The 23,381-nt window shown below is 63.8% G+C and carries 25 protein-coding genes and 1 pseudogene; 11 read left to right on the forward strand and 15 right to left on the reverse strand.

The window, feature by feature from the left end; translation table 11 throughout:
- Positions 1 to 22 precede the first annotated feature (22 nt).
- The 7 genes from mnhG to J2Y48_RS06285 are packed head-to-tail and all read right to left on the reverse strand — an operon-like array spanning position 23 to position 5,917.
- Positions 23 to 361 carry a monovalent cation/H(+) antiporter subunit G gene (gene mnhG, locus J2Y48_RS06255; protein WP_405030169.1) on the reverse strand — a complete coding sequence of 113 codons (339 nt, stop codon included), beginning with the start codon at positions 359 to 361 and terminating at the stop codon, positions 23 to 25.
- The gene (locus J2Y48_RS06260) at positions 361 to 744 is read right to left on the reverse strand and encodes a cation:proton antiporter (protein WP_310414416.1); all 384 of its coding nucleotides are present in this window, start codon (positions 742 to 744) and stop codon (positions 361 to 363) included. The genes mnhG and J2Y48_RS06260 overlap by 1 nt, the downstream gene beginning before the upstream one ends.
- Positions 744 to 1,217, reverse strand: a complete 474-nt coding sequence (locus J2Y48_RS06265; RefSeq protein WP_310414419.1) for a Na+/H+ antiporter subunit E — start codon at positions 1,215 to 1,217, stop codon at positions 744 to 746. The genes J2Y48_RS06260 and J2Y48_RS06265 overlap by 1 nt, the downstream gene beginning before the upstream one ends.
- Positions 1,217 to 2,773 carry a Na+/H+ antiporter subunit D gene (locus J2Y48_RS06270; RefSeq protein WP_310414421.1) on the reverse strand — a complete coding sequence of 519 codons (1,557 nt, stop codon included), beginning with the start codon at positions 2,771 to 2,773 and terminating at the stop codon, positions 1,217 to 1,219. The genes J2Y48_RS06265 and J2Y48_RS06270 overlap by 1 nt, the downstream gene beginning before the upstream one ends.
- A gap of 8 nt (positions 2,774 to 2,781) precedes the next feature.
- Entirely contained in the window at positions 2,782 to 3,159 is a 378-nt protein-coding gene (locus J2Y48_RS06275; protein WP_310414425.1) for a Na+/H+ antiporter subunit C, read from the reverse strand.
- Positions 3,159 to 3,575 carry a Na+/H+ antiporter subunit B gene (locus tag J2Y48_RS06280; protein WP_310414428.1) on the reverse strand — a complete coding sequence of 139 codons (417 nt, stop codon included), beginning with the start codon at positions 3,573 to 3,575 and terminating at the stop codon, positions 3,159 to 3,161. The genes J2Y48_RS06275 and J2Y48_RS06280 overlap by 1 nt, the downstream gene beginning before the upstream one ends.
- A complete protein-coding gene (locus J2Y48_RS06285) occupies positions 3,572 to 5,917 on the reverse strand; it encodes a putative monovalent cation/H+ antiporter subunit A (protein ID WP_310414431.1) in 2,346 nt (781 codons plus the stop codon). The genes J2Y48_RS06280 and J2Y48_RS06285 overlap by 4 nt, the downstream gene beginning before the upstream one ends.
- A 200-nt stretch (positions 5,918 to 6,117) precedes the next feature.
- Between J2Y48_RS06285 and msrB the strand changes: the two genes are divergently transcribed.
- Positions 6,118 to 6,525 carry a peptide-methionine (R)-S-oxide reductase MsrB gene (gene msrB / locus J2Y48_RS06290; protein WP_310414435.1) on the forward strand — a complete coding sequence of 136 codons (408 nt, stop codon included), beginning with the start codon at positions 6,118 to 6,120 and terminating at the stop codon, positions 6,523 to 6,525.
- 93 nt (positions 6,526 to 6,618) lie between these two features.
- Here msrB and J2Y48_RS06295 read toward each other — a convergent pair whose 3' ends face one another.
- The 4 genes from J2Y48_RS06295 to J2Y48_RS06310 all read right to left on the reverse strand — a co-directional run bounded on the left by J2Y48_RS06295 (position 6,619) and on the right by J2Y48_RS06310 (position 9,021).
- A complete protein-coding gene (locus J2Y48_RS06295; protein ID WP_310414438.1) occupies positions 6,619 to 7,146 on the reverse strand; it encodes an N-acetyltransferase family protein in 528 nt (175 codons plus the stop codon).
- Positions 7,147 to 7,226: 80 nt separating this feature from the next.
- Positions 7,227 to 7,877, reverse strand: coding sequence for a hemolysin III family protein (locus tag J2Y48_RS06300; RefSeq protein ID WP_310414441.1), 651 nt, complete (start codon positions 7,875 to 7,877; stop codon positions 7,227 to 7,229).
- Positions 7,878 to 8,164: 287 nt separating this feature from the next.
- Positions 8,165 to 8,485: a TraR/DksA C4-type zinc finger protein gene (locus tag J2Y48_RS06305; RefSeq protein ID WP_310414444.1), complete on the reverse strand. Its 321-nt coding sequence runs from the start codon at positions 8,483 to 8,485 to the stop codon at positions 8,165 to 8,167.
- Between the two features lie 125 nt (positions 8,486 to 8,610).
- Positions 8,611 to 9,021: a universal stress protein gene (locus J2Y48_RS06310; RefSeq protein ID WP_310414446.1), complete on the reverse strand. Its 411-nt coding sequence runs from the start codon at positions 9,019 to 9,021 to the stop codon at positions 8,611 to 8,613.
- A 322-nt stretch (positions 9,022 to 9,343) separates the two neighbouring features.
- Between J2Y48_RS06310 and J2Y48_RS06315 the strand changes: the two genes are divergently transcribed.
- Positions 9,344 to 10,219: a VOC family protein gene (locus tag J2Y48_RS06315; protein WP_310414448.1), complete on the forward strand. Its 876-nt coding sequence runs from the start codon at positions 9,344 to 9,346 to the stop codon at positions 10,217 to 10,219.
- Between the two features lie 19 nt (positions 10,220 to 10,238).
- Here the strand turns inward: J2Y48_RS06315 and J2Y48_RS06320 are convergent, their stop codons facing one another.
- Positions 10,239 to 10,628 (reverse strand): DUF930 domain-containing protein, encoded by a 390-nt coding sequence (locus J2Y48_RS06320; protein ID WP_310414451.1) that lies wholly within the window; start codon positions 10,626 to 10,628, stop codon positions 10,239 to 10,241.
- A 183-nt stretch (positions 10,629 to 10,811) separates the two neighbouring features.
- On the opposite strand from J2Y48_RS06320, the gene J2Y48_RS06325 reads away from it, so the two are divergent.
- On the forward strand, positions 10,812 to 11,933 hold the full coding sequence (locus J2Y48_RS06325; protein ID WP_310414455.1) for an AI-2E family transporter: 1,122 nt from the start codon (positions 10,812 to 10,814) through the stop codon (positions 11,931 to 11,933).
- Between the two features lie 9 nt (positions 11,934 to 11,942).
- Here the strand turns inward: J2Y48_RS06325 and J2Y48_RS06330 are convergent, their stop codons facing one another.
- On the reverse strand, positions 11,943 to 12,668 hold the full coding sequence (locus J2Y48_RS06330) for a polysaccharide deacetylase family protein (protein WP_310414459.1): 726 nt from the start codon (positions 12,666 to 12,668) through the stop codon (positions 11,943 to 11,945).
- Between the two features lie 168 nt (positions 12,669 to 12,836).
- On the opposite strand from J2Y48_RS06330, the gene J2Y48_RS06335 reads away from it, so the two are divergent.
- From J2Y48_RS06335 to J2Y48_RS06355, 5 genes are all read left to right on the forward strand, one after another.
- Positions 12,837 to 13,463 carry a cytochrome b/b6 domain-containing protein gene (locus J2Y48_RS06335; RefSeq protein ID WP_310414461.1) on the forward strand — a complete coding sequence of 209 codons (627 nt, stop codon included), beginning with the start codon at positions 12,837 to 12,839 and terminating at the stop codon, positions 13,461 to 13,463.
- A complete protein-coding gene (locus J2Y48_RS06340; protein ID WP_310414464.1) occupies positions 13,460 to 14,038 on the forward strand; it encodes a YceI family protein in 579 nt (192 codons plus the stop codon). The genes J2Y48_RS06335 and J2Y48_RS06340 overlap by 4 nt, the downstream gene beginning before the upstream one ends.
- Positions 14,039 to 14,205: 167 nt before the next feature.
- Positions 14,206 to 16,299, forward strand: coding sequence for a S9 family peptidase (locus tag J2Y48_RS06345; protein WP_310414467.1), 2,094 nt, complete (start codon positions 14,206 to 14,208; stop codon positions 16,297 to 16,299).
- Positions 16,300 to 16,352: 53 nt separating this feature from the next.
- Positions 16,353 to 16,583: a FitA-like ribbon-helix-helix domain-containing protein gene (locus tag J2Y48_RS06350; protein WP_310414470.1), complete on the forward strand. Its 231-nt coding sequence runs from the start codon at positions 16,353 to 16,355 to the stop codon at positions 16,581 to 16,583.
- A complete protein-coding gene (locus tag J2Y48_RS06355; protein WP_310414473.1) occupies positions 16,580 to 16,717 on the forward strand; it encodes a hypothetical protein in 138 nt (45 codons plus the stop codon). The genes J2Y48_RS06350 and J2Y48_RS06355 overlap by 4 nt, the downstream gene beginning before the upstream one ends.
- 50 nt (positions 16,718 to 16,767) lie before the next feature.
- Here the strand turns inward: J2Y48_RS06355 and J2Y48_RS06360 are convergent, their stop codons facing one another.
- A complete protein-coding gene (locus J2Y48_RS06360) occupies positions 16,768 to 17,403 on the reverse strand; it encodes a TetR/AcrR family transcriptional regulator (RefSeq protein WP_310414476.1) in 636 nt (211 codons plus the stop codon).
- A 322-nt stretch (positions 17,404 to 17,725) separates the two neighbouring features.
- Here J2Y48_RS06360 and J2Y48_RS06365 point away from each other — a divergent pair, with 322 nt between their 5' ends.
- The 3 genes from J2Y48_RS06365 to J2Y48_RS06375 all read left to right on the forward strand — a co-directional run bounded on the left by J2Y48_RS06365 (position 17,726) and on the right by J2Y48_RS06375 (position 20,530).
- Positions 17,726 to 18,682 (forward strand): homocysteine S-methyltransferase family protein, encoded by a 957-nt coding sequence (locus tag J2Y48_RS06365; protein WP_310414479.1) that lies wholly within the window; start codon positions 17,726 to 17,728, stop codon positions 18,680 to 18,682.
- A 13-nt stretch (positions 18,683 to 18,695) separates the two neighbouring features.
- Positions 18,696 to 18,893 carry a hypothetical protein gene (locus tag J2Y48_RS06370; RefSeq protein WP_310414482.1) on the forward strand — a complete coding sequence of 66 codons (198 nt, stop codon included), beginning with the start codon at positions 18,696 to 18,698 and terminating at the stop codon, positions 18,891 to 18,893.
- 161 nt (positions 18,894 to 19,054) lie between these two features.
- Positions 19,055 to 20,530, forward strand: coding sequence for a protein adenylyltransferase SelO (locus J2Y48_RS06375; protein WP_405030176.1), 1,476 nt, complete (start codon positions 19,055 to 19,057; stop codon positions 20,528 to 20,530).
- A 156-nt stretch (positions 20,531 to 20,686) separates the two neighbouring features.
- Here J2Y48_RS06375 and J2Y48_RS06380 read toward each other — a convergent pair.
- Positions 20,687 to 23,238: pseudogene (locus tag J2Y48_RS06380) on the reverse strand (arylsulfatase).
- Positions 23,239 to 23,381 lie beyond the last annotated feature (143 nt).

Here is a 23,381-nt window from a genome sequence, read left to right on the forward strand (position 1 = left end):
TCGTTACGGACGGAGCCGCGCCTCACTTCTTGGCATGATCGCGCATTTCGTCGCAGACCGCCCGGCGCGACAGGCGGTATCCGGCCTGGTGGGCAGCCTTGGCAACGAGATGTGCCGCGACGGGAGCCGTGAGGATGAAGAAGACGAAGCCGGTGAATGCCCGGGCAAGGGTCGCAAAATCGCCCGCCTGCAGGCCGGCGGCGATCAGCATGAGGCCGGAACCGATCGTGCCGGCCTTGGAGGCCGCATGCATGCGGGTATAGACGTCCGGCAGCCGCACGACGCCGACGGCCGCCAGAAAGGTGAAGATGCCGCCGGAGACCAGCATGGCGGACACGACGAGCGCCAAAAGAACCTGCATCACCGTCCCCTTCCCTTCTTTTTCCGCTTTGGCGTTCTCGATCCTGCCTGGGCCTTCCTGGATGCCCCCTCGGCCCGTCCCGCCATCGGGTCCGCTTCGTCGACGGGCATGCCCTGCGTCAGCACGAAACGCGCCAGGGCGACGGTGGCGAGGAAACCGACGAGACCGAGCGCGATGGCGATGTCGACATAGAGGTTGAAGCCGGTCTTGATCGCCACGACGGCAAGGAATCCGATCGCAATCGCGACCAGCATGTCGAGCGCGACGATCCGGTCCGGCAGCGTCGGCCCGCGGATCACCCGATAGGCCGTGAGAAAGAAGGCGACGCACATCAGAAACAGCGCGACGTTTGCGGCGGCAAGGACGATCGATTGCGCGGCCATCAGCGGAGCGCCTCCAGGATCTTTCGCTCGAAGCCGTTGGCGATGTCGCGTTTGACGGCGACAGGATCGGAGCAGTCGAGCGCATGGACGTAGAGGACGCGCCGGTCCTCGGACACATCCACCGACAGCGTGCCCGGCGTCAGCGTGATGAGGTTTGCCAGAAGCGTGATCTCGATGTCGCGATCCACCGTCAGCGGGAAGGCGAAGATGCCGGGCTTCAGGTCCATTTTCGGACTGGCCACGAGCACCGCGACGCGCCAGGCCGACAGCGCCAGTTCCTTGATGAAAAGCACGGCGAGCGAGAGGAGCTTCAGGGGCCGGAAGACGGTCCGGCCGCCGACGAAATCACGCCGGACGATCCAGAGCACGAGAAGGCCGAGCAGGAAGCCGAGGACGAGGTTCGGCGGTGACAGACTGCCGGTCACTGCCGCCCAGACCATGGCAAAGACCACCGCGATCAGAAACAGCTTCATCAGCGCGCTCCTTGCGGGAAGACGGAATCGACGTAGGCCGAGGGCTCCGCCAGCAGCGCTGCTGCCGACTGGATGTGCGACAGGAGCAAATCGGGGAACAGCCCGACCAGCACCGACACCAGCGCCAGTATGGACAGCGGCACGAGCCCGTCGTTTCGCGGTGCCGGATCGGCGCCGACCGAGGCGACCGCCGGCCGCCAGTAGGCAAGCGACCAGACGCGGGCGACGGCGATCATCGTGAGGAAGCCGGTCAGGAGCACCGCCCCCGCCAGCCACCACGCGCCGATGTCGAGCGCCGCCTTTGCCACCATCACCTTCGGCCAGAAGCCTGAGAATGGCGGCATGCCGGAAACGGAGAAAAACAGTACGAGCGACACGGCTGAGAAGTAGGCGGCGCGGGCGTAGATGCCACCGCTCGCATGCAGGTCGAAGCCGCCGGCGATCCGGCCGGCGATGCCCGCCGTCATGTAAAGCGCCGTCATCACCACCATGGAATGCAGCGCATAGAACAGCGCGCCGCCGACCCCGCCGGGACCGCCGACGGCGACACCTGCGAGCATCACGCCGATCCCCGAGATCACCAGGTAACCGAGCAGGCGACGGATGTCGCTCTGGCCGATGGCGCCCAATGCGCCAAGGATCATCGTCGCGGCGGCTGCGACGGCGACCACGAAGCTCAGTTCCTCCCGCTCCACCGGGAACAGCATCACCATGACGCGGATCAGCGCATAGACGCCCACCTTGGTCAGCAATCCCGCAAACAGCGCGGAGACGACGATGCGCGGCGTGTGGTAGGAGGCAGGCAGCCAGAAATTGACCGGGAAGGCCGCGGCCTTCATGCCGAAGGCGAGCACGAAGAGGCTGGCGAGCGTCATCAATGGCAGATCGCCACGCCGTGCGGCCGCCTTGGCTGCGATATCGGCCATGTTGAGCGTGCCGAACAGGCCGTAGAGATAGCCGACAGCGATGAGAAACAGGGTCGTAGCGACGAGGTTGAGGAAGGCGTACTTCACAGCGCCATCGATCTGCCGGGGCTCGGAGCCGAGCACGAGCAGGCCGAAGGAGGAGATCAAAAGCACCTCGAACCAGACATAGAGATTGAAGACGTCACCGGTCAGAAACGCGCCCGAGACGCCAGCCATCAGCAGCATCAGGAACGGGTAAAAGCCATAGCGGCGACCGGAGGCATCGATGCTGCCCATCGCATAGACGCCGCCGGCAAGGGCGACAAGGGCGGAGAAGAAGGCAAAAAGCGCACCCAGAAGATCGACCGTGAACGCGATGCCGAACGGCGGCAGCCAGCGCCCCATGACCATGGTGATCGGACCGCCCACAGCGACCTGCCAGAGCAGCAGCCCGTCCAGCGCGAGGAGAACGACCAGCGCGGGGACGGCAAGCCACGGCTGGAGGCGAACATGCTTGCGCATCATGAGCAGAATGGCACCGCTTGCCAGGCACCAGACGACGGGAAGCACGACGAGCCAGTCGCGCGGCGCCGCGGGCGACATGACGAGCGCTTGGGAAAGATCGAGCGCAGAACCTGAGGGGGCGGCCATCGGCAGTCCTAATATCCGGTCGGGGGCGCGCTGTCGGCTTCAGGCTCGGCCACGCGCATTTCATTGGCATTGTCCGTCGATAGATCCTGGAAGGCGCGATACGAAAGCACCAGCAGGAAGGCGAAGAACGAAAACGAGATGACGATCGCCGTCAGGATCAGTGCCTGCGGCAGCGGGTTGGCGGTCACAGCGAACTGCCGGTCGAGGCCGGCCGGGATGATCGGCGGCACCTCGCGGACGATGCGTCCGGTGGTGAAAAGCAGCAAGTTCACGGCATTGCCGAGGATCGCGACGCCGAGAAGGATGCGCACGAGGAACTTCGACAGCATCAGATAGACCGCTGCGGCGAAGAAGATGCCGATCAGGACGGAGAACAGCGCTTCCATCAGATGTCTTCCCTTTCGAGCGCGAGCGCGATCGAGGTGATCGCGCCGACGACGACGAGGTAGACGCCGAAATCGAACAGCATGACGGTCGACAGCGGGGCCTCGATGGCGAACAGCGACGGCGTAATCCATAGGCCGGTCATGAACGGCACGGCGGCAAACATCGAGATCAGGCCGGCGATGCAGGCGAGGAAGAGCCCGATCGCGGCGATCGTCATCGGATGAAACCACAACGCCTGGCGCACCGGCTGGATGCCGCGGGCGATGCCGTAGATCGCAAGTCCGGAGGCGGCGATCAGCCCGCCGATGAAGCCGCCGCCCGGTTCGTTGTGGCCGCGCAGCAGCACGAACACCGAAAAGAGCAGCATCAGCGCGGTCAGGAACGGAGCAAGGGTCCGGAAGATGACGGTGTTCATCGGCGCGTCTCCTTCCCGTTTTCTGCCGCCGGCTTGCGGATGCGGATCAGTGACAGGATCGCAAGTCCCGTCGTCATGACAACGGCGATTTCGCCGAGCGTGTCCGTGCCGCGGAAATCGACGATGATCACGTTGACGACGTTGGCGCCGTGGGCGATCGCCTTGGAGTAGAGATTGAAGAAATCGGTGAGCAGCGGATCGAACCGCCCCTGGGTGACGCGCAGCAGATAGAGGCAGAAACCGAGCCCGCAGGCGATCGCGACCGCGGCGTCGGGGATCTTTTGGGCCAACGGCCGGGCATCGCGCGGCTGCAGGTGCAGCCGGGTCATGACGAGTGCCAGGATCACGACGGAAAGCGTCTCGACCATGAACTGGGTGAAGGACAGGTCCGGCGCGCCGAACAGCAGGAAGAGCAGCGCCACGGAGAAGCCCTGGATGCCCAGCGCAAGGATCGCGTTGAGCCGGTTGCGCGCCGTCAGCACCCCGCCGACCCCGAGCAGGGCCAGCGCCATCACGGCAAGCTCATGAAATTGTGCGTCTGCCGGCCAGATCGGCAGGCGCGGCCACTCGCCGTACCAGACCAGCGGCAGCAGAAGCGCCAGTGCCACCATGACGAAGGTGACCGTCAGATAGGCTTCCATCAGCCCCGGCTGCAGCAGGCGCGACAGGCGGTGGGCGAAGCGAACGAGGCCGGTCATGAACTGGTCGAAGCCGCGATCGGGTCCCCAGCCGATGTCGTTGACCAGCCTGTCGGCGGCCGCGCGCGCCCGGTCGAACCCGGCAAGCAGGCCGATGCCGGCCGCGACCGTCACCGCCGACAGCAAGAGGGCGACGCTGGCGTGCGGCATTGCGGACATCGTCACCGCTTCGGGCCGGCCGGCAATCGCAGAGGCGAGCGGTGAGGAGATGAGCGGATGGACGAAGGAGGAGAGAAGACCGGCGGCAAGCCCGCAGACGGACAGAACGACCGGGCCGAGCCAGAGCAGCAACGGCCCCTCATGCGGCGTCTTCGGCGTGGCGACCTTCGCCCCGAGGAACGGTTTGATGGCGATGGCGAAGGCGACGGCGACCATCAGCACATTGCCGATGACGGCAGCGGCGGTAAACGCAATCGCGCGAAGGTCGCCACCGCCAAGGGCCGTATAGACCTCCTCCTTGCCGAGAAAACCGAAGAACGGCGGCAGGCCACCCATCGACAGGGCTGCGAGCACCGCCGCGGCGAAGGTGATCGGCATGGCGCGGCCGAGACCCCCGAGACGGGTGATGTGCCGCGTGCCGGTCTCGTGGTCGAGGAGGCCGGCCACCATGAAGAGCGCTCCCTTGAAGAGCGAGTGTGCCACCAGGTAGAGCGCGGCAGCCGCCGCCGCGTGTTCGGAACCGAACCCGGTCAGCAGCACGAGCAGGCCGAGCGAGGCGACGGTCGTATAGGCGAGCATCAGCTTCAGGTCGGTCTGCCGGATTGCCAGCACGGCGCCGACGAGCAGCGTCAGGCCGCCAAAGGCCGGCAGGATCGTCTCCCAGGGCGCGGTCCCGCCGAGGACGGGATTGAGCCGCATCAGTAGATAGACGCCCGCCTTCACCATCGTCGCCGAGTGCAGGTAGGCGGAAACCGGCGTCGGCGCTTCCATCGCGTTCGGCAGCCAGAAATGGAAGGGGAACTGCGCGGACTTGGTAAAGGCGCCACCGAGCACCAGCAGAAGAATCGCCAGGTAGAACGGGCTCGCACGGATCTCCTCGCCAAACGACAACAGCAGCGAAAGCTGCGTGACGCCGGTGACGTTCCAGATGACGAGCAGGCCGGCGAGCAGCAACAGGCCGCCGCCGCCCGTCACCACCAGCGCCTGTAGCGCGGCGCGGCGCGAGGCCTCGCGCGCATGGTCGAAGCCGATCAACAGGAAGGACGTGATCGAGGTCAGTTCCCAGAACACGAACAGCATCAGGAAGCTGTCGGAGGCCACCAGCCCGAGCATCGCGCCCATGAACATCAGGATGAAGGAGAAGAAGCGCCCCTGATGCGGATGTCCCCGCAGATAACCGCCGGAATAGAGGATGATCAGCGTGCCGATACCCGAAATGAGCAGCAGGAAGGTGAGCGACAGGCCGTCGATCAGCCAGGAGAAGCTGACATTGTAGGACGGGACCCAGTCGTAGCCGCCGGTGACGATCTCACCGCGCGAGACCTCGGGCAGGAAGCCGGTGAAGTGCCAGAGGATCGCCGCCGGAAAGAGCGCGAGCGGCCAAGCGGCGCGATGCCCTAGGATACGGGTGAGCAAGGGGGCGGCGAGCGCACCGAGGAACGGCAGACAGAAGGCGACAAACGTCAATGCCATGTCTGTTTGCATACCCTCTCCCGAACCAGCGCCGAATCCCCTGATGGATCAATGGGCTCGTTCTATGTCGGTATGGCCGAAATCGCCACCCTTGAAAAGCAAGGCCGAGGCTTTTTCCCGCGCGCCTCTTCGAACGCGACGCGGCGGAATTGCGGCTCGATTGCATTTCCCTCGCCCGAACCCTACATGCTTCATGCGCAAAGGAGGCTCCGATGAGTGACAATGTCCAGTTGAAGGTTGTCAAGACGGACGAGGAATGGCGCCAACTGCTGACGCCGGATCAATACCGGATCACCCGGCAGCACGGCACGGAACGGGCCTTTTCCAGCCCGGACTTCGACAGCTCGAAGACGGGCACCTATCGTTGCGTCTGCTGCGACCGTCCGCTCTACAGTTCGCAGGCGAAGTTCAATTCCGGAACCGGCTGGCCGAGCTTTACCCAGCCGATCGAACCGGGTGCGGTGACGAGCCACCGTGACGTGTCCTATGGGATGGACCGGACCGAGATCCGTTGCGCCGATTGCGACGCCCACCTGGGCCACGTCTTCCCGGACGGCCCACCGCCGACAGGTCTGCGCTACTGCATGAACGGCGTAGCGCTGACATTTTCGGAAGAATGACGGCCGGTTAAATCGGCAATATCAGCCGCTTGCGCAGCCGGGCTTGAAAACTGATTCCGCCCACCTCACGCTGCGGGCGAACCAATGGCAGGCTCAGCCGCTTGTTCGCCCATCGGGGCGTTGCAGGCACAGCTCCATGCACGTCAGGTCCAGCCACCGGCCGAACTTCGTGCCGACCTCCTTGAAGCGGCCGACGACACGAAAGCCGAAGCCTTCATGCAGCCTGATCGAGGCGTCGTTCTCCGCCTCGATGCCGGCGATCAGCACATGGATGCCGGAGGACCGGGCACGGTCGATCAGGTGTGCGAGCAACTGCCGGCCGATCCCCTTGCCGCGCGCGTCCTTGTGCACATAGATCGAGTGCTCGGCGGTATGGCGATAGCCGTCGAAGGCGCGCCAGTCGCCATAGGTTGCATAGCCGACCACCTCGCCGTGCAGTTCGGCGACGACAACGGGAAAGCCGCGGTCACGGCGGCCGCGAAACCACTCGATGCGGTTGTCGAGATCGACGAGCGCGTCGTTCCAGATCGCGGTCGTGTTGGCGACGGCATCGTTGTAGATCGCCATCACCGCCGCCATGTCCTCTTCGCGCGCGTCACGGATCAGCGTCGCTTGCTCCATCACAATTGACCTCACGGTTTCGGTTGGGTCTGTCGATTGATCACATAGGTGTAGCACGCACGTTGAGAACCGCGATGCCCTCAGGCACTGACGCACGTAACGACGGCGGAATAGTGGACGGCCGCTGCGGCGACGACGAAGCCGTGCCAGATCGCGTTCTGGAATCGCAGGCTCTGCCAGACAAAGAAGACGACTCCCACCGAGTAAAGCACGCCGCCAATCAGGAGCAGGGCCATGGTCGTCTCCGGCAGCATCTCCAAGAGGGAATCGGCTGCAATGATGCCGCTCCAGCCCATGGCGAGGTACAGGATGATCGCCATTCGGTCGTAGCGCCCGGGGCGCAAGAATTTCAGCGCGGTCCCGGCAGCCGCGATGAGCCAGACCGCGACCAGCATGCCCGCCAGCATCGGATCGTCCCAGCCGCGCTGCAGGAAGGGCGTGTAGGTTGCGGCGATCAGAACGAAAATCGCCGAGTGGTCGAACCGCCGCAGGTACCATTTGACGTTCGATGCCGGCCACAGGTTGTAGGCAAAGGAAATGCCGAGCGAGAGGACCAGGCCGACGCCATAGATCCAGGCTGCGGCAAGCTGGCCGCTCGTGGCCCAGACCGTCGCGTAGAAGAGGAGCGCCGTGACCCCGACCAGGGCAAGCACAACGCCGACGCCATGAACGATGCCATCGGCGATCAGTTCATGGCGATCGTACTGCCATCTGAAACTTACGGGTTCCATGCGAACCGTTCCACGCGAATACATGCCGCTTGTTCACACTTCGCGAAGGCGCATCGTTAGATCGGCGCCATAGATGCCCGGCCTTCCCGCTTTGGGTAGAGGATCGGGACCTGTTGAAAGTGTCATGGTGGCGGTTGCGCGTGTCATCATCAAGGCCGATTGCGGGCCAAGTGCCGGAACTCGCTTCACTTTTTGGTAACGGCTGTAACCGTTCGGTGCGTCGCTGTCGCCGCTCCAGGACCTTGGAGCGGCTCCTGCGATGATCGAACGATCACGGCTTGCAGCGCCTATCTCTTGATGCATTCCTCGCAGAGCGCCGCCTGGGGAACGGCCTCGAGCCGCCTGGGCGAGATTGGATTTCCGCACTTGGGGCAGATGCCGAACGTCCCGGCCTCGATGCGATCGAGTGCGGCATCGATCGCCGCCAGTTCATCAAGCCCCGTATTGCCGATTTCCTCGAGAACCTCGTCGCTTTCCCGCTCGGTCGCCCGCTCTTCGGCGTCGGGATTCGGGGTGGCCTCCAGATCGCCCTCGATCTTGTGCAGACGGCGGTAGAGTTCGTGCTTGCGGCCGACAAGCCTGTCCTTGAATAGTGCGGTATCCAGCATGGACTTTCCTTTCTGACTATTCCTGCCCGGCGGCGCCGTCGCAGGATCCGTCTGTACCGGCCCGCTTTGGGCCTAAAGCTGCGCACGCTGTGAGAAGATCGAATTCGATCTTCACATGAATATGCCTAGCGATCGACGAGAACGGACATCGGCGAGTGGCGTACAACCCGATCCGCCGTTGCGCCCAACAGGTAGTTGGTCAATCCGGGACGATGCGATGCAATCAGGATCAGGTCGGCCTCGTGCTCCTCCGCTGCGGCAATGATCTGACGCGCACTCCCGCCATAGCGGATGTCGATAAGGGCGGAAATGCCGAGATCCTGCCGCATCCGGCCCAGACGCTCCTCGGCCTGCTTGATCTCCATCTCGACCATGGCGGCCGGGAACTCTATCGAGAGATAGCCGGTGGCCGCTTCGATCACATGGACGAGGACGATTTCACCGTCGTCTGCCAGCAGGTCCGCTGCCCTGCGCAGGATCTGCTCGCCGCGTTCCAACTGGTCCATGGCCACGGGAACGATGATCTTCTTGTACATGCCTGGCTCCCTATCCAGATTCATTGGATGCAGCAGGTTTGTCCGTGGAGACTGCGCGCTGCATTGACAGGGATCAAGACAAATCTGTGTGGTGGCAGCGGAACCGCAAAACAAATGGTTGCATCAATCGGACAAGCGTGAGGTGCCGGAGCCAAATGTAGAGGCCGTCAACGCTGCGTTGACGATATTTCACCGATTCGTCATCTTTTCCGAACGGTGGCAGGCGGCCATATTGCAGTCCAACGAACGGTTTCGTCGAAACCGACCCGGTGCCGCCGCCGATACCAAGGGGCGTACCACGACGTCGAATTGGAGAACACAAATGACCGCAGCCTCGGCGCTTTCCTCGCCCGATCACGCCGTCAACATGCCGGCGCATGTCGATCATTCGCATCTCGTCGTCACCGACTTGCCGCTGACGTCGGACTGGTACCAGAAGGTGATGGGCCTGTCTGTCCTGGACAAAAGCGCCTCGGGCCAGACGCTCGGGGTTGGTGGGCGGCCGCTGCTGACGCTGACGACGGAAGGCAACGCCGCGCGCGCCTCACGGCGCACGCCCGGCCTGTTTCACAATGCGTTCCTGGTACCGAGCCGCAAGGAACTGTCGCGCTGGCTGGCCCACGCGGCCCACAGCGGCGTGCGGCTGACGGGTGCATCCGACCACCTCGTCAGCGAGGCGATCTATCTGGACGACCCGGAAGGAAACGGCATCGAGATCTATCGCGACCGGGGGCGTGACGAGTGGCACTACCTGAACGACGGGATGGTCGAGATGGCGACGCTGCCGCTGGATCTGCAGAAGCTCTACGACGAGGCGCCGAAAGACAGCTGGACGGGGCTGGCGGAGGACTCCGCCATGGGCCACATCCACCTGCAGGTGTCCGACATTCCGCAGGCCGACACCTTCTTCCGCGACGTGCTCGGCCTCGACCTGATGGCCCGCTATCCCGGCGCAAGCTTCTTCGCCTCGGGCAAGTACCATCACCACATCGGCGCAAACGTCTGGAACTCACGCGGCGCGGCCAAGCGCGAGGCCCACATGACCGGCCTTGCCGACTACACGATCCGCTTCAGCAGCAAGGACCGGCTGGAGCAGGCGGCGGAGTCGCTCGATAAGCTGGAAATCCCGACGACCCGCGACGGCGAGGTGATCTCGCTGATCGACCCATGGGGCATCGGTCTCAGGCTGTCGGCCTGACGGGCTGCATCACGGCAGCTCAGTCGTAGAGATAGTGCGCGTCCCAGTCCTCGCGCGGCACCTTCTCGCCGATGCGGAACTTGAAGGCGGTGACGTCGAAGCGATCCGGCGTCGTCTCGCACTTGAAGGCGAGCCGATACCATTCGCCCTCGCTGCGAAACACCGCGCCCCTGGTCTTCAACAGGTTGCCGTCGGCGCCGGGGTCGCCGAACGAGTAGGCGATCACCTTGTCCGGCCTGTAGCCGAGCTTCGCCGCCTTGATGCGATCCATGGCTTCCATGTCGCAACGCTGCTCGAAACGGGTCTCAAGATCGAGCTTGGCGAGCTGCCCCCGCAACCGCGCATCCATGGCATGCGCGGAGGGCGCAATGGCGCAGGCTATCACGATCGAGGCGATGGCGGTTCTCATTCGCAGAATCACTCCTGTGTTGGGAATGGCCGTGCATGCGGCCGAAATGGGGCAATTGAGAGTCGAGACGTGAAATTCGCCCCCTGAGGCAAAGCGGACGCAGATGCTCCCGAAGCGTCTCGCTCCTGCGGGGAACCGTATTCGCCGCCGCGCGTTACCGCCGCAGCGAGAGGGGAGGCCGCCATGGACAGGAGATTGACCAAGAGCGAGACCAACGGATCACAGACCATTCCACCGGCCGTTCCACCGACGGATTCGGTACCGGACGACGAGCGCGATGTGACGGTCGCCGCACGCTGGGCGACGGTCGGCATCTTCGTCCTGATGGCCTTGGGGGCGATCTACCTGATGGCACCGATCCTCATACCGTTGACGCTGGCGGTCGTCACCGGACTGATCCTTGCCGTGGCCGCGGAGAAGCTCAACGACCTCGGTATTCCGCCCTTGCCGACCGCACTCCTGCTTGCCAGCGCCTTCGCCGTCGGTCTGTTCTTTGCGGCGGCGACGCTGTCGGGTCCGCTCATGCGCCTTGCCGGCCAAGCGCCCGACATCGTCAATGCGACGATCGACCGGGTCACGCCGCTGCTGAACAAGCTCGAATGGCTGCACATCAACCCGCGGGCTTTCATGACCGGTTCGGTCACCCTCGACGGTCTTCTGGAAAAGGCCGGAAGCCTGCTCGGCATCATCACGGCCGGCGTCACGCCGGCGCTTGTGCAGGTGCTGATCTTCTTTGCCGCCCTCGTCCTCTTTCTGTCGGGGCGGCTGAAGCTGCGGCGCATGCTGATCCTGGCCTTTCCCGAGCGCGGTCAGCGCCTGACGGCGATCCGCGTCATGAACGCCATCGACCGGGCGCTCAGCTACTATTTTGCCACCGCCGCCCTCGCCTATGGCGCGCTCGGGATCCTCACGACCCTGATCGCCTATATCGGCAATCTCGGCGTGCCGTGGATGTGGGGGCTGTTCGCCTTCGTCTCCTCGTTCGTGCCGTTTCTCGGCGTGGCCGCCATGACGCTGTCGCTTTCAGCTGCCGGCCTTTTGGCGCACGACACGGTGCTGGCCGGGCTGGCGCCGGCGCTCGCCTTCTTCTGCACGCATCTGGTGATCGAGAACTTCGTGCTGCCGTCGATCATGGGCCGCCGGCTTGAGGTCAATGCCTTCATTATCTTCACGGCCATCGTCTTCTGGAGCTGGATGTGGGGGGCGGCCGGCGCAATGCTGGCGCTGCCCCTGTCGATCATCGGCATGACGATCGCGGAGGAACTGCGCTCGGACGACAAGATACAGCCGGATCTGCCCAGCTGAGCAGGCTCGTCAGAAGGCGGGCAAAACAGGTTCGCTGTCGGAGAGCCGCACGAACCGGACGCCTCTCGCCTTCAACGCCAGGATGCCCTTGGCAACCCCGGCGCCGGCGGCGTGGGTCGGCTGGTTGATATGCGCGATGACCACGTCGCCGTCGCGCGCCGCAGCGATCCGCCGTTCGGCCGCGCTTGCTCCGAGCAGCGAGCCGTCGTCGCCATTGAGCGAATAACCGGCGATCCGGTAACCGAGCCTTGATATCTCGGTGATCGAAGATGCGGTATATTTGGCGGTGGCGCCGCGAAACCAATGGGGCTGCGGCGCGCCGGTCGCCATAATCGCGTCTCCGCCGCCCTCGACCTCCCGGGCGACGGCCTGCGGCGAGCCCGCCGCGGTGATGCCGTAGATCGAGGCCGGGTGGTCGACCGCCGGCACGTGCATGGCGCCGTGGTTCTCGATCTCGAACTGGTCGGGATGGGCGCGCAGCAACGCGGCCGCCTGCAGATTGTGTTGCAGCCAGCGCGCCGTGACGAAGATCGTCGCAGGGATCCTTTCGCGCAGCAGAACGTCGAGGATGCGCATGTCGACCTTGCCCATGCAGGCATCGAATGTCAGCGCGACGTGGGCGGGACCGCCATGTTCCTTGCCGATATGCAGCCTGGGCTCGACCAGCCTTGGACCGGCAATTGCCGAAGCAGCGATGGAAAGCGCACAGGTGAAGGGCACAAGGAAACGATACATGAGGCGACGCCTTTGGGGCCGTAGGGTTGTGGCGCTTTCCATCGGGCACGAAAGCGCCGAGACTGTGGCATTCCGCTCGAAGCGCGTCACAGAGGCGGCCAGCGGCACATGCGCGCGGAATAATCGGCAGCCCTGAAGTGTCTGTATGGGACAATGGAGGCCGGGTTCATGCGGCGTCATCAGGTGAACGAATACGGGTTCTGGGCGATCGGCCTGCATTGGCTCATCGCACTGCTGATCTTCGGCCTGCTCGGCCTCGGCTTCATCATGCGCCGGACGGCGATCGATCCCGCCCTGCAGTTCTCACTCTACCAGTGGCACAAGTCGGTAGGACTCGTCGTTCTCGGGCTGGCGGCCCTGAACGGTCTGCACTGGCTCGCCGCCCGTCATCCCGCGCCGGTGCCGACCCTGGGGCCGATCGAGCGGCGGGCGTCGCTGGCGACCCACCTCGCCCTCGCCCTGCTCTGCCTCGTCGTTCCGGTTGCCGGCTGGACGGTCGCCTCGACCACGCCGCTGAACATTCCGACCTTCTTCTTCGAGCTGGTGGTAATCCCGCCGCTGCCGCTCGGGCGCAGCGAGGCGGGCGAGGACTTTTGGTCGCTCGTCCATGCGAGCACGGCCTATCTGCTGCTGGCGCTCGCCGCACTGCACGTCGCGGCCGCGCTCTACCATCACTTCGTCCGCCACGACGAGGTGCTGTTGCGCATGCTGGGGCGGAAGGGTCCGCAAGGTGGGAACGTCCGGCTGGCCTCCCCTGCCCCGCAGCCGGCGCCAAGAGAAGGAAGAAAGCAATGAAATCCGTCGCCATGACCTTGCTCGTTCTCCCTGCGCTTCTTTGCGCTTCCGCCGCGCATGCCGCGGCGCCCGAACTGGCGCAGGCGGCCGGCACCTACGACATCAGCGGCTCGTCGCAGATCCGCTTCACGGTCGACCAGGTCGGCGGCGGCGGCATCAACGGAAAGTTCACCAAGTTTGCCGGACGCCTGCGCATCGACGGCAACAGCGTCGGCGCTTCCACCGTGTCCTTCACGCTCTATCCGCAGAGCGTGGCCACGCCCGAACAGCGCATGGCTGATTTTCTGCGCTCCAGCGCCGTCTTCGATGCCGAAGCCTATCCGACCGTGACCTTTCGCTCGACCGCCGTGCGCCAGACCGGCGAGAACACGGCCATCGTCGACGGCATGCTGACCGCCCGCGGCATCACCCATCGCGAACAGTTCGCGGTGCGCCTGCAGAACCTCAAGGGCAATGCCATCGCCTTCAACGTGACCGGCAACGTCTATCGGTCTCGCTACAAGATGGATGTCGGCACGCCGATCTACCTCAACGTCGTCAAGTTCGACATGGACATCCGCGGCGACCGGCGGTGAGCCGGCCGTTCAGCGCTCATTGGGGTTGCCAGTCCTGGCCGGCCACCGAGCCGGCATCCAGCCGCGCAGGTACCGCTGTCCGGTCGCTGTAGAGAAGCGACTTGATGCGGCCCGCCCTCACCTCTATCTCTGTGCTTCATCCTTGCCCGATTTGCCGGAGTACCGCCTTGGCCGCCTTCAAGAACCTGCCCACCGCCCCGATCGCCACGAAAAAGCCGGTCGAGGACACGCGCCACGGCATCACCCGGACGGACGACTACGCCTGGTTCCGCGCCGACAACTGGCAGGCCATGTTCAAGGACACCTCCATCCTCGACCCGGAGATCCGCACGCACCTCGAGGCGGAGAACGCCTACATGGAAGCGGCGATGGAGGATACGAAGGACCTGCAGAAGACGCTTTTCGCGGAGATGCGCGGTCGCATCAAGGAGGATGACAGCTCCGTGCCGGTCAAGGACGGCCCCTTTGCCTACGGCACGTCCTTCGTCACCGGCGGCGAGCAGCCGCGCTACTTCCGCCAGCCCCGCGACGGCGGCGCGCAGACGCTCCTGCTCGACGGCGACAAGGAGGCCGAGGGCAAGGGCTACTTCCGGCTGTCCGGGTTGGACCACTGCACGGATCATTCACTCGGCATCTGGGGCTATGACGACAAGGGTTCGGAATATTTCACCCTGAAGGTGCGCGATCTCGCCACCCTTGAGGATCGCCACGACACGATCGAGAACACCGCCGGCGGCGGCGCCTGGGCGCCGGACGGCAAGAGCTTCTTCTACACGCTGCAGGACGAGAACCACCGCCCGTCGAAGATCTACCACCACATCCTCGGCGAGCCGCAATCGCAGGACCGGCTTGTCTACGAGGAGAAGGATCCGGGTTTCTTCATGTCGGTCGGCGGCTCGCTGCTCGACGACTTCATCTACATCGACATCCATGACCACGAGACCAGCGAATACCGGCTGCTCTCGACCAAGAATCTCCTGGCGGAACCGGCGATCGTCTCGCCGCGCGACACGGGAATGGAGTATTCGATGACGGAGGGCGGCGACGTCTTCTTCATCCTGACCAATGCCGACGGCGCCAAGGACTTCAAGATCTGCGAGGCCCCCATCAACGCGCCGGGCCGCGAGAACTGGACCGAGGTCGTCGCGCACCGGTCCGGCACGCTGATCCTCAACCATCTCGCCTTTGCCCGCCACCTTGTCTGGCTCGAGCGCCACGAGGGACTGCCGCGCATCATCGTGCGCGACCGCACGACCGGCGAGCAGCATGAAATCGCCTTTGCCGAGGAGGCCTATTCGCTCGGGCTTTCGGGGGCGGCCGAGTACGACACCGACGTCATCCGCTTCTCCTATTCGTCGATGACGACGCCGTCGCAACTCTACGACTACAACATGGCGACGCGCGAGCGGACGCTCCTGAAGACGCAGGAGGTTCCCTCCGGCCACAACATCGAAGACTACGTCACCCGCCGCGTCTTCGCCCCCGCCCATGACGGCGAGCGCGTGCCGGTCACGCTCCTCTACCGCAAGGACACCCCGCTCGACGGTTCGGCCCCCTGCCTGCTCTACGGCTACGGCGCCTACGGCATCTCCATCCCCGCCGGCTTCAACACCAACTGCCTGTCGCTGGTCGACCGCGGCTTCGTCTATGCCATCGCCCATATCCGCGGCGGCAAGGAGAAGGGCTTTTCCTGGTACGAAGACGGCAAGATGGACAAGAAGCCCAACACCTTCAAGGACTTCATCGCGGCAGCCGATTATCTGAATCAGGAGAACTTCACCTCCTACGCGAACATCGTCGCCGAGGGTGGATCGGCCGGCGGCATGCTGATGGGCGCCATCGCCAACATGGCGCCGGAGAAATTCGGCGGCATCATCGCCGCCGTGCCCTTCGTCGACGTGCTCAACACCATGCTCGACGACACCCTGCCGCTGACGCCGCCGGAATGGGCCGAATGGGGCAACCCGATCGAAAGCGCGGACTTTTACAAACTGATGGCCTCCTACTCGCCCTACGACAACGTCGAGGCCAAGGCCTATCCGCCGATCCTCGCCCTTTCCGGCCTGACCGACCCGCGCGTCACCTACTGGGAGCCGACCAAGTGGGTGGCGAAGTTGCGCGAGAAGGCGACCGGCGACGCGCCGATCCTGCTGCGCACCAACATGGGCGCCGGCCACGGCGGCGCGTCCGGGCGCTTCCAGCGATTGGAGGAGATCGCCTTCGAGTACGCGTTTGCGATCAAGGTGGCAGGGAAGATGTGATCCTCAACACTTGCCGATCATGATATCGTTTCCTTTGAGATGAGGAAGCGTACATGGCGGCCGTCACCATTCGCAATCTGCCGGAAGAAACGCATCGCGCCCTGAAGCTGCGTGCCGCACGCAACGGTCGCAGCACGGAGGCGGAGATCCTCGAGAGCGAGGTTAATCCCGAGGCTCGGATGAAGATCGGCACCGCGCTGAAAGCGTTCGGGGAAAAATACGGCGATATCGACCTTGATCGGATCGAGAGGCATCCGCCGATCGAACCGGCAGATTTCGAATGATCATCCTCGATACGAACGTCGTTTCGGAGCCGATAAGGCTTGCCGGCAACCCCGCAGTGTTGACCTGGCTCGACCGCCAGGATCCGGAGAGTCAATCCCTTCTCGACGGAATAGATGTCCGCATCTGCCATTAAAGTCGGTGGGGGATCTCCAGCCTTCATATGCTTGATTGTCGAAATCTCCCCTACGCATCAAACTGCCTTCGCCCCTCCCCGCCGCGAAACAGCATCTTGACGAAGGCGCGCAGCACCAGCAGTTGCTTCGACAGGCTTTTCGGCTCCTTGAGCGCCTTTGACATGACGATGCCGCCCTCCAGCACCGTCGAGACCATGTCGGCGAGCTGGTCGACGTCGATCGGCTCGCGCGGCTCATAGACCGCCATGATCTCCTCGAAGTAGCCGCGGAACCGGCGCCTCCACATCAGTGCCGCCTGGCGGTTGATTTCCTGTATGTCGCGGTCGTAGGCCCGCTCGTAGACGCAGAAGGTGGCGACCAGGCAGCCCGGATGACCACGCGGGAGGTCGGCAAGCTGTTCCGACAAGAGCTTCAGGCCGAGCATGAAGGCCTGCAGCGGGTCGTCCGCCAGTTCGCGCGCGCGCCCGAAGATCTCGTTGTAGATCCTCGTATCGTTTTCGACGTAGCGCTCCAGAAGGGCCTTCGCCAGTTCGTTCTTGTCGTGGAAATGATAGAAGAAACCGCTTTTCGTGATGCCGGTCTCGACGATGAGTTCCTCGATCGAGGTCGCGCCGAACCCCTTGGAAAGCACTGCGGCTTCGGCCACATCGAGAATCCTCGCGCGCGTCTCCTCGCCCTTGCGCATCGTCGCCTCCAGTACCGGCGGTACAGTTCTCTCCCCTCACGCCAGCCCTGCGGCGCCAACTTTGGCGTGAAAGCGGGGCGCAAGCAATTGATTAATTGCTAATATACAATTTTCTTCGGTCCGCTTGACCACAAGTCGCCTAGTTTTACAGGCGAAAAACAGGCAAAAATCCACGCGCGTTTCGGAATACGTGGGTTCTCACCCAGACGAAGCACCGAAAGCGATACAACAAAAATCATGACATGGGTCTCGTTGGCACCGTTCGGCAGAACGGGCGGCTCTGCAATTTTCCGAAGCGAAATTGGAACGAGTGGAGACAGTTATGGCAAAATACAGACATGGCCTGCCGCTGACCAAGGGCGGACGTTTCCTCACCGACGGCGGCATGGAGACGACGCTGATCTTTCATGAAGGAATTGACCTGCCGCATTTCGCCTCGTTCGTGCTTCTGGTGACGCCGGAAGGTCGGCGGAAGCTGAAAGAATACTACGTCCGCTATCTCGACATCGCCCGTAGCGCCGGCACCGGCTTCGTGCTCGACACGGCCACCTGGCGCGCCAACCCGGACTGGGCGGCAAAACTCGGGTATGACGGCGATGCGCTGCGGGGCGTCAACGAGGAAGCCGTAGCACTCCTCGTCCAGTTGCGTGACGAGTACGAGCGCCCCGGCGCACCGATCATCATCAACGGCGCCATGGGCCCGCGTGGTGACGGCTACAAGGCCGGCACCATGGATGCCGAGGAAGCGGAGGCCTATCACCGGCCGCAGGTCGAAACGTTCGCCGCCACCGACGCCGACATGATCAGCGCGATAACGCTGACCAACATCGACGAGGCGATCGGCGTTGCGCGGGCGGCCCGGACGGCCGCAATCCCCTGCGTGATCGGGTTCACTGTCGAGACGGACGGCAGGATCGTGACCGGCAGGACGATACAGGAGGCGATCGAGGCCGTGGATGCGGCGACCGGAGCCTATCCCGTGTTCTACATGGTCAACTGCGCGCATCCGACGCATTTCGAGGACGCCCTCGACGAGAACAGCACCTGGATCAAGCGCCTTGGCGGCATTCGCGCCAATGCCTCGGCCAAGAGCCATCAGGAACTCGACGAGAGCGAGACCCTGGATGCAGGCGACCCGATCGATTTCGGCCGCCGCTACCAGGACCTCGTCCGCCGGATGCCGCAATTGCGCCTGCTCGGCGGCTGTTGCGGAACGGATCATCGACACATAGGCGCCATCTGCGCGGCGTGCATGCCACAGCCGGCGATGAGCGCATGAGGAGAACAAACTCATGACAACGACTGACCATCGACCTCACGGGTTATTGGGACGCCTGTTCGGCGGATGGCTTGAACGAGCGAACTACGACTGGGGCTGCGGCCCGATCGACGTAGCGGAGTCCGATGTCCTCAAGGAGCAACTCGTTTGCGAGGGCGACCTGCCAAGTCTGCCGCGCAAACCCGCACGCCACCGCACCTGCGGGCACTAGCCCCCAACCGTCGTGGGTGGCCCGGACAAGGGCCACCCACCTGTCGCAGGCACTTTTGCTCGCGCCGCGCGTTCCTATCTAATAGGGTAGCACAACCGTACCCACGAACGCCTGCGAGCCCATCCATGACCGAAACCGCGCCAAATCTCACCCAGCAGGAACTGGCTCCCATCATTTTCGACAACAGCTATGCGCGGCTGCCGGAGAATTTCTTCACGCGCACCGAACCCACGCCGGTTGCCGCGCCCCGGCTCGTCAAGTTCAACCGGCCACTGGCGCTCGAGATGGGCCTCGATGCCGATGCACTGGAGCGCGATGGGGCTGCGGTCTTCTCCGGCAACCGGCTGCTTGCCGGCTCCGAGCCGATCGCCATGGCCTATGCCGGCCACCAATTTGGCCAGTTCGTGCCACAACTCGGCGACGGACGGGCGATCCTGCTCGGCGAGGTGGTGCGCCCGGACGGCGCCCGCCGCGACATCCAGCTCAAGGGGTCGGGGCAGACGCCCTGGTCGCGGCGCGGCGACGGGCGGGCGGCAATCGGCCCGGTCCTGCGCGAGTACATCGTCAGCGAGGCGATGCACGCACTCGGCATTCCGACGACAAGGGCGCTTGCCGCGGTGACGACCGGCCAGCCGGTCTATCGCGAGACGATCCTGCCAGGCGCAATCTTCACCCGCGTCGCCGCAAGCCATATCCGCGTCGGCACGTTCCAGTATTTTGCCGCGCGCGGCGACACCGACAGTATCCGCGCGCTCGCCGACCATGTGATCGATAGGCATTACCCCGAGCTTGCCGGCGCGGACGACCGCTACTTGAAGCTGGTCGATGCGGTGGCGGAGCGGCAGGCCAGGCTGATCGCGCGCTGGCTCGGCGTCGGCTTCATCCACGGCGTGATGAACACCGACAACATGGCGGTCTCGGGCGAAACCATCGATTTCGGCCCCTGCGCTTTCATGGACACCTACGACCCGCGCACCGTCTTCTCCTCGATCGACCAGATGGGGCGCTATGCCTATGGCAACCAGCCGATGATCGGCCAGTGGAACATCGCCCGGCTCGCCGAGACATTGCTGCCGCTGATCCACGAGACGCCCGGCGAGGCGGTGGATCTGGCGAATGATGCGGTGACGCGCTTCATGGAGCGGTTCCAGGAACACTGGAAAGCGGTGATCCGCGCCAAGCTCGGGCTCGGCGTGCAGGAGGAGGACGAGGACACCGACCTGATCCGCGCCTTCCTGGCGCTGCTGTACGAGCAGAAGGCGGATTTCACGCTCTCCTTCCGCAGGCTTTCGGATGCTGCGGCAGGTGAAGGCGCGGATGCGACCTTTGCTTCCCTGCTGGCCGATCCGCAATCCGCAGGCCCCTGGCTCTCCCGCTGGCGGCAGCGACTTTCGCGCGACGAGCGCTTGCCGGATCAGCGCGCCACGATGATGCGCGCCGTCAACCCGGCCTTCATCCCCCGCAACCACAAGGTCGAGGAAGCGCTGGCCGCAGCGACCGAGAACCAGGACTTTTCGCTGTTCGAGGCGCTGAACGACGTGCTGGCGCGACCGTTCGAGGATCAGCCCGCCTTTGCCTCCTATGCCGAGCCGCCGAAACCGGGCGAAGAGGTGCTGCAGACCTTCTGCGGCACCTGAGGCCGAGGTCGCCGCGCGCGCGGCTCATCCGCGCGGATGCCATGCGCGCTTTGCGCCGCCATAAGCGGTCACAAGTCGGAGTAACGTGAGGCCACTCCAAAGGGAGTGGCCTCTACTGCTCAAAGCTCCTCGCCCTGGTCTGTCTCAAGGCCTGGCCTATTGCGGCCCAGGCTGCATGTGATGGATCGGATTGCCGTCGACAGCGATGGCTTCCGTGTTCTGGAGGTTCTTGATGTCCTCCTGTGAAAGCGTCGGCCGGTTCACCTTCAGCGTCAACTTGTTGAGCTTGGCGGTCAGAGCAAACGGAGGTTGATAGTCCGCGTCATTGACGCCCGTCAGCGTATCGGAGCCGATGTCGAAGCTCTCATCCCACTGCAGGATCATTGGCAACGTGCGCTGCATCTGCTCCGTCGCCACGGTGTTTCCATCGACTTTCAAGGTGCCGGTCCCTGGTCTCCCCAGGCCGCTCATATTGTTGAACGCCAGTGTACCGACACCCAGTCCGTCATAATTGAAGTCGAATTCGACGGTGTGCCGACCGGGCGTGAGCGCGTCAGCCCCCTCCCATTTCACGCGTTTCAGATCGACAAGGTTCCACACAAACACGGGCTTGCCTTTCAGCAGATAGAAGCCATAGCCGCCAAAGCGCCCGCCCGAGGTTAGGATCATCCCCTCCGCGCCACCGTCGGGGACATCGATGTCAGCCGTGATCGTGTACGAGCTGTTGAGGATGGAGGGGGAATCTCCCTGCGGCAGGCCCACCATCGGCATCGTGTAGGTGAACTCGGTTCGCCCGGCCGTTATGTTAGGACGCGGTGCGACGATGCGCGCGGCCACCGACGCATCCATCGGGAAGACCTGGTATTTCCTTGCTTCGGCGATGAAACGCCTCCTTCAACTGCTTGACCTTGTCAGGGTGTTTGTCCGCGACGTTCTGGGACTGGCTGAAATCGGTATTGAGGTCATAAAGCTCCAGAACCTGGTTGTTCAACGGGTCGGGATTGGCTGCACCAAAGGCCTCCCACGGCGCGCGGTTGACCTTCGTGCTGAGGAGCCATCCGTCATCATACAGGGCCCACTGGCCCATCATCTCGAAATACTGGATCTTGTGCTGCGACGGTGCCTTGGCGTTGTTCGCATCGAACGTGTAGGCAAAGCTTGTGCCCTCCATCGGCGACTGCTTGATCCCGTCCACCATGTCGGGTGCCGGAATCCCGGTCACTTCGAGGATGGTCGGCACGACGTCGATGAAGTGCATGAACTGCTGACGCAGCCCGCCCTTGTCCGTGATGCGGGCCGGCCAGGAGATTGCCATGTTCTGGCCGATGCCGCCGAGCCGCGAGGCGTTCTGCTTGAACCAGGTGAAGGGCGTATCGAAGGCCCAGGACCAGCCGGCGGACATGTGGTTGTAGGTCTGCTCGGTGCCCCAGACGTCATACCCCTTCATCTGCACGTCGGTCGGCATCTTGTTGATACCGTTGAAGAACGCCACCTCATTGGGGGTGCCGAGCGGGCCGCCCTCGGCACTCGTCCCGTTGTCGCCGTTGATATAGATGATGAGGGTGTTGTCGAGTTTACCCATGTCCTCGATCGCCTGCACGACGCGCCCGATCTCATGGTCGCTGTAGGCGGTGTAGGCAGCGAAGACGTCGGCCTGTCGGATGAAGAGCTTCTTGTCCTGAGGGGACACATCGTCCCAATTGGGCAGGATTTCAGTCGGCCAGGGCTCCAGCTGGGTGTTTTCGGGAATGACCCCGAGCTTCTTCTGGTTTTCGAAGATTTTTTCGCGAAGTTTGTTCCAGCCATCGTCGAACAGGCGCATGGCGCTGATCTTGTCGACCCATTCCTTGGTCGGATGGTGGGGCGCGTGGGTCGCTCCCGGCGCGTACTTCACGAAGAAGGGCTTGTCTGGCAACGTCTGGTTCAGGCGGTTCAGATAGTCGATGGCGTCATCGGCATTCCCGTGACCAGGTTCCAGCCTGGCTTGCCCTCGAACGGATATATCTGCGTGGTGTTTCGGAACAGGTTCGGCTGCCACTGGTTCGCGTCACCGCCGACGAAGCCGTAAAAGTACTCGAAGCCCATGCCAATGGGCCACTGGTCGAACGGTCCAACCGAGCTCGCTGCGAATGCCGGCGTGTTATGCTCCTTGCCGAACCACGCTGTCGCGTAGCCATTATCGAGCAGGATTCGACCGATGGTGGCCTTGTCCTTGGGGATGAGGCTGTTGTAGCCGGGGAATCCTGTCGACTGTTCGGAAATCACCCCAAACCCGGTCGAGTGATGATTTCGCCCGGTAATGAGAGCTGCCCGTGACGGCGAGCACAGGGCCGTTGAATGGATATTGTTGTAGCGAAGCCCATCATTGGCGATGCGATCCATGGTTGGCGTCGGAATAACGCCGCCAAAGGTGCTGGGCACGCCGAATCCGGCATCGTCAGTGATGATGAGGAGGATGTTGGGAGCGCTCTTCGGCGGCAGGATCCGCGGTGCCCACCACGGCTTTGAACTCAGGGCATCATCCTTGATCTCGCCACCGAACTGGGGATCGGGGCAGGCAGTTGCCTGCCATCGATTGTCGTCGTCGCGTCCGGTGCGCCTGGCGTGCCGGTGGTTTGAATTTCGGCCGCCTTCGCGGGGCCAGCCAACGAGACCAGGCTGGCCAGTCCCAGTGCACATGCGACATGTCCAAGCAGTCTGTAGCACATTGTCGATCTCCCCCGGGGAGGACGTCGTCTCGACGACGCCTCGACAGCATGATGTGACGCCAGCTCATTTTAGCTCATGCTAATCCCACGAGATCAGGTTGTCGAAGCCTCACTTTATTGGGCCTGATCTCAGGCTCAGGGCC

The sequence above is a fragment of the Mycoplana sp. BE70 genome (assembly GCF_031455855.1).
Lineage (GTDB): Bacteria > Pseudomonadota > Alphaproteobacteria > Rhizobiales > Rhizobiaceae > Mycoplana.

What these genes read in the sequence shown, in the direction of transcription:
- J2Y48_RS06285 (WP_310414431.1), bottom strand. Translation starts at nt 5,917, where the DNA reads ATGCAAACAGACATGGCATTGACGTTTGTCGCCTTCTGTCTGCCGTTC.
- J2Y48_RS06360 (WP_310414476.1), bottom strand. Translation starts at nt 17,403, where the DNA reads ATGCGCAAGGGCGAGGAGACGCGCGCGAGGATTCTCGATGTGGCCGAA.
- J2Y48_RS06260 (WP_310414416.1), bottom strand. Translation starts at nt 744, where the DNA reads ATGGCCGCGCAATCGATCGTCCTTGCCGCCGCAAACGTCGCGCTGTTT.
- J2Y48_RS06340 (WP_310414464.1), top strand. Translation starts at nt 13,460, where the DNA reads ATGAAATCCGTCGCCATGACCTTGCTCGTTCTCCCTGCGCTTCTTTGC.
- J2Y48_RS06365 (WP_310414479.1), top strand. Translation starts at nt 17,726, where the DNA reads ATGGCAAAATACAGACATGGCCTGCCGCTGACCAAGGGCGGACGTTTC.
- J2Y48_RS06370 (WP_310414482.1), top strand. Translation starts at nt 18,696, where the DNA reads ATGACAACGACTGACCATCGACCTCACGGGTTATTGGGACGCCTGTTC.
- J2Y48_RS06335 (WP_310414461.1), top strand. Translation starts at nt 12,837, where the DNA reads ATGCGGCGTCATCAGGTGAACGAATACGGGTTCTGGGCGATCGGCCTG.
- J2Y48_RS06350 (WP_310414470.1), top strand. Translation starts at nt 16,353, where the DNA reads ATGGCGGCCGTCACCATTCGCAATCTGCCGGAAGAAACGCATCGCGCC.
- J2Y48_RS06305 (WP_310414444.1), bottom strand. Translation starts at nt 8,485, where the DNA reads ATGCTGGATACCGCACTATTCAAGGACAGGCTTGTCGGCCGCAAGCAC.
- J2Y48_RS06310 (WP_310414446.1), bottom strand. Translation starts at nt 9,021, where the DNA reads ATGTACAAGAAGATCATCGTTCCCGTGGCCATGGACCAGTTGGAACGC.
- msrB (WP_310414435.1), top strand. Translation starts at nt 6,118, where the DNA reads ATGAGTGACAATGTCCAGTTGAAGGTTGTCAAGACGGACGAGGAATGG.
- J2Y48_RS06300 (WP_310414441.1), bottom strand. Translation starts at nt 7,877, where the DNA reads ATGGAACCCGTAAGTTTCAGATGGCAGTACGATCGCCATGAACTGATC.
- J2Y48_RS06320 (WP_310414451.1), bottom strand. Translation starts at nt 10,628, where the DNA reads ATGAGAACCGCCATCGCCTCGATCGTGATAGCCTGCGCCATTGCGCCC.
- J2Y48_RS06265 (WP_310414419.1), bottom strand. Translation starts at nt 1,217, where the DNA reads ATGAAGCTGTTTCTGATCGCGGTGGTCTTTGCCATGGTCTGGGCGGCA.
- J2Y48_RS06295 (WP_310414438.1), bottom strand. Translation starts at nt 7,146, where the DNA reads ATGGAGCAAGCGACGCTGATCCGTGACGCGCGCGAAGAGGACATGGCG.
- J2Y48_RS06280 (WP_310414428.1), bottom strand. Translation starts at nt 3,575, where the DNA reads ATGAACACCGTCATCTTCCGGACCCTTGCTCCGTTCCTGACCGCGCTG.
- J2Y48_RS06325 (WP_310414455.1), top strand. Translation starts at nt 10,812, where the DNA reads ATGGACAGGAGATTGACCAAGAGCGAGACCAACGGATCACAGACCATT.
- J2Y48_RS06270 (WP_310414421.1), bottom strand. Translation starts at nt 2,773, where the DNA reads ATGGCCGCCCCCTCAGGTTCTGCGCTCGATCTTTCCCAAGCGCTCGTC.
- J2Y48_RS06330 (WP_310414459.1), bottom strand. Translation starts at nt 12,668, where the DNA reads ATGTATCGTTTCCTTGTGCCCTTCACCTGTGCGCTTTCCATCGCTGCT.
- J2Y48_RS06355 (WP_310414473.1), top strand. Translation starts at nt 16,580, where the DNA reads ATGATCATCCTCGATACGAACGTCGTTTCGGAGCCGATAAGGCTTGCC.
- mnhG (WP_405030169.1), bottom strand. Translation starts at nt 361, where the DNA reads ATGCAGGTTCTTTTGGCGCTCGTCGTGTCCGCCATGCTGGTCTCCGGC.
- J2Y48_RS06315 (WP_310414448.1), top strand. Translation starts at nt 9,344, where the DNA reads ATGACCGCAGCCTCGGCGCTTTCCTCGCCCGATCACGCCGTCAACATG.
- J2Y48_RS06275 (WP_310414425.1), bottom strand. Translation starts at nt 3,159, where the DNA reads ATGGAAGCGCTGTTCTCCGTCCTGATCGGCATCTTCTTCGCCGCAGCG.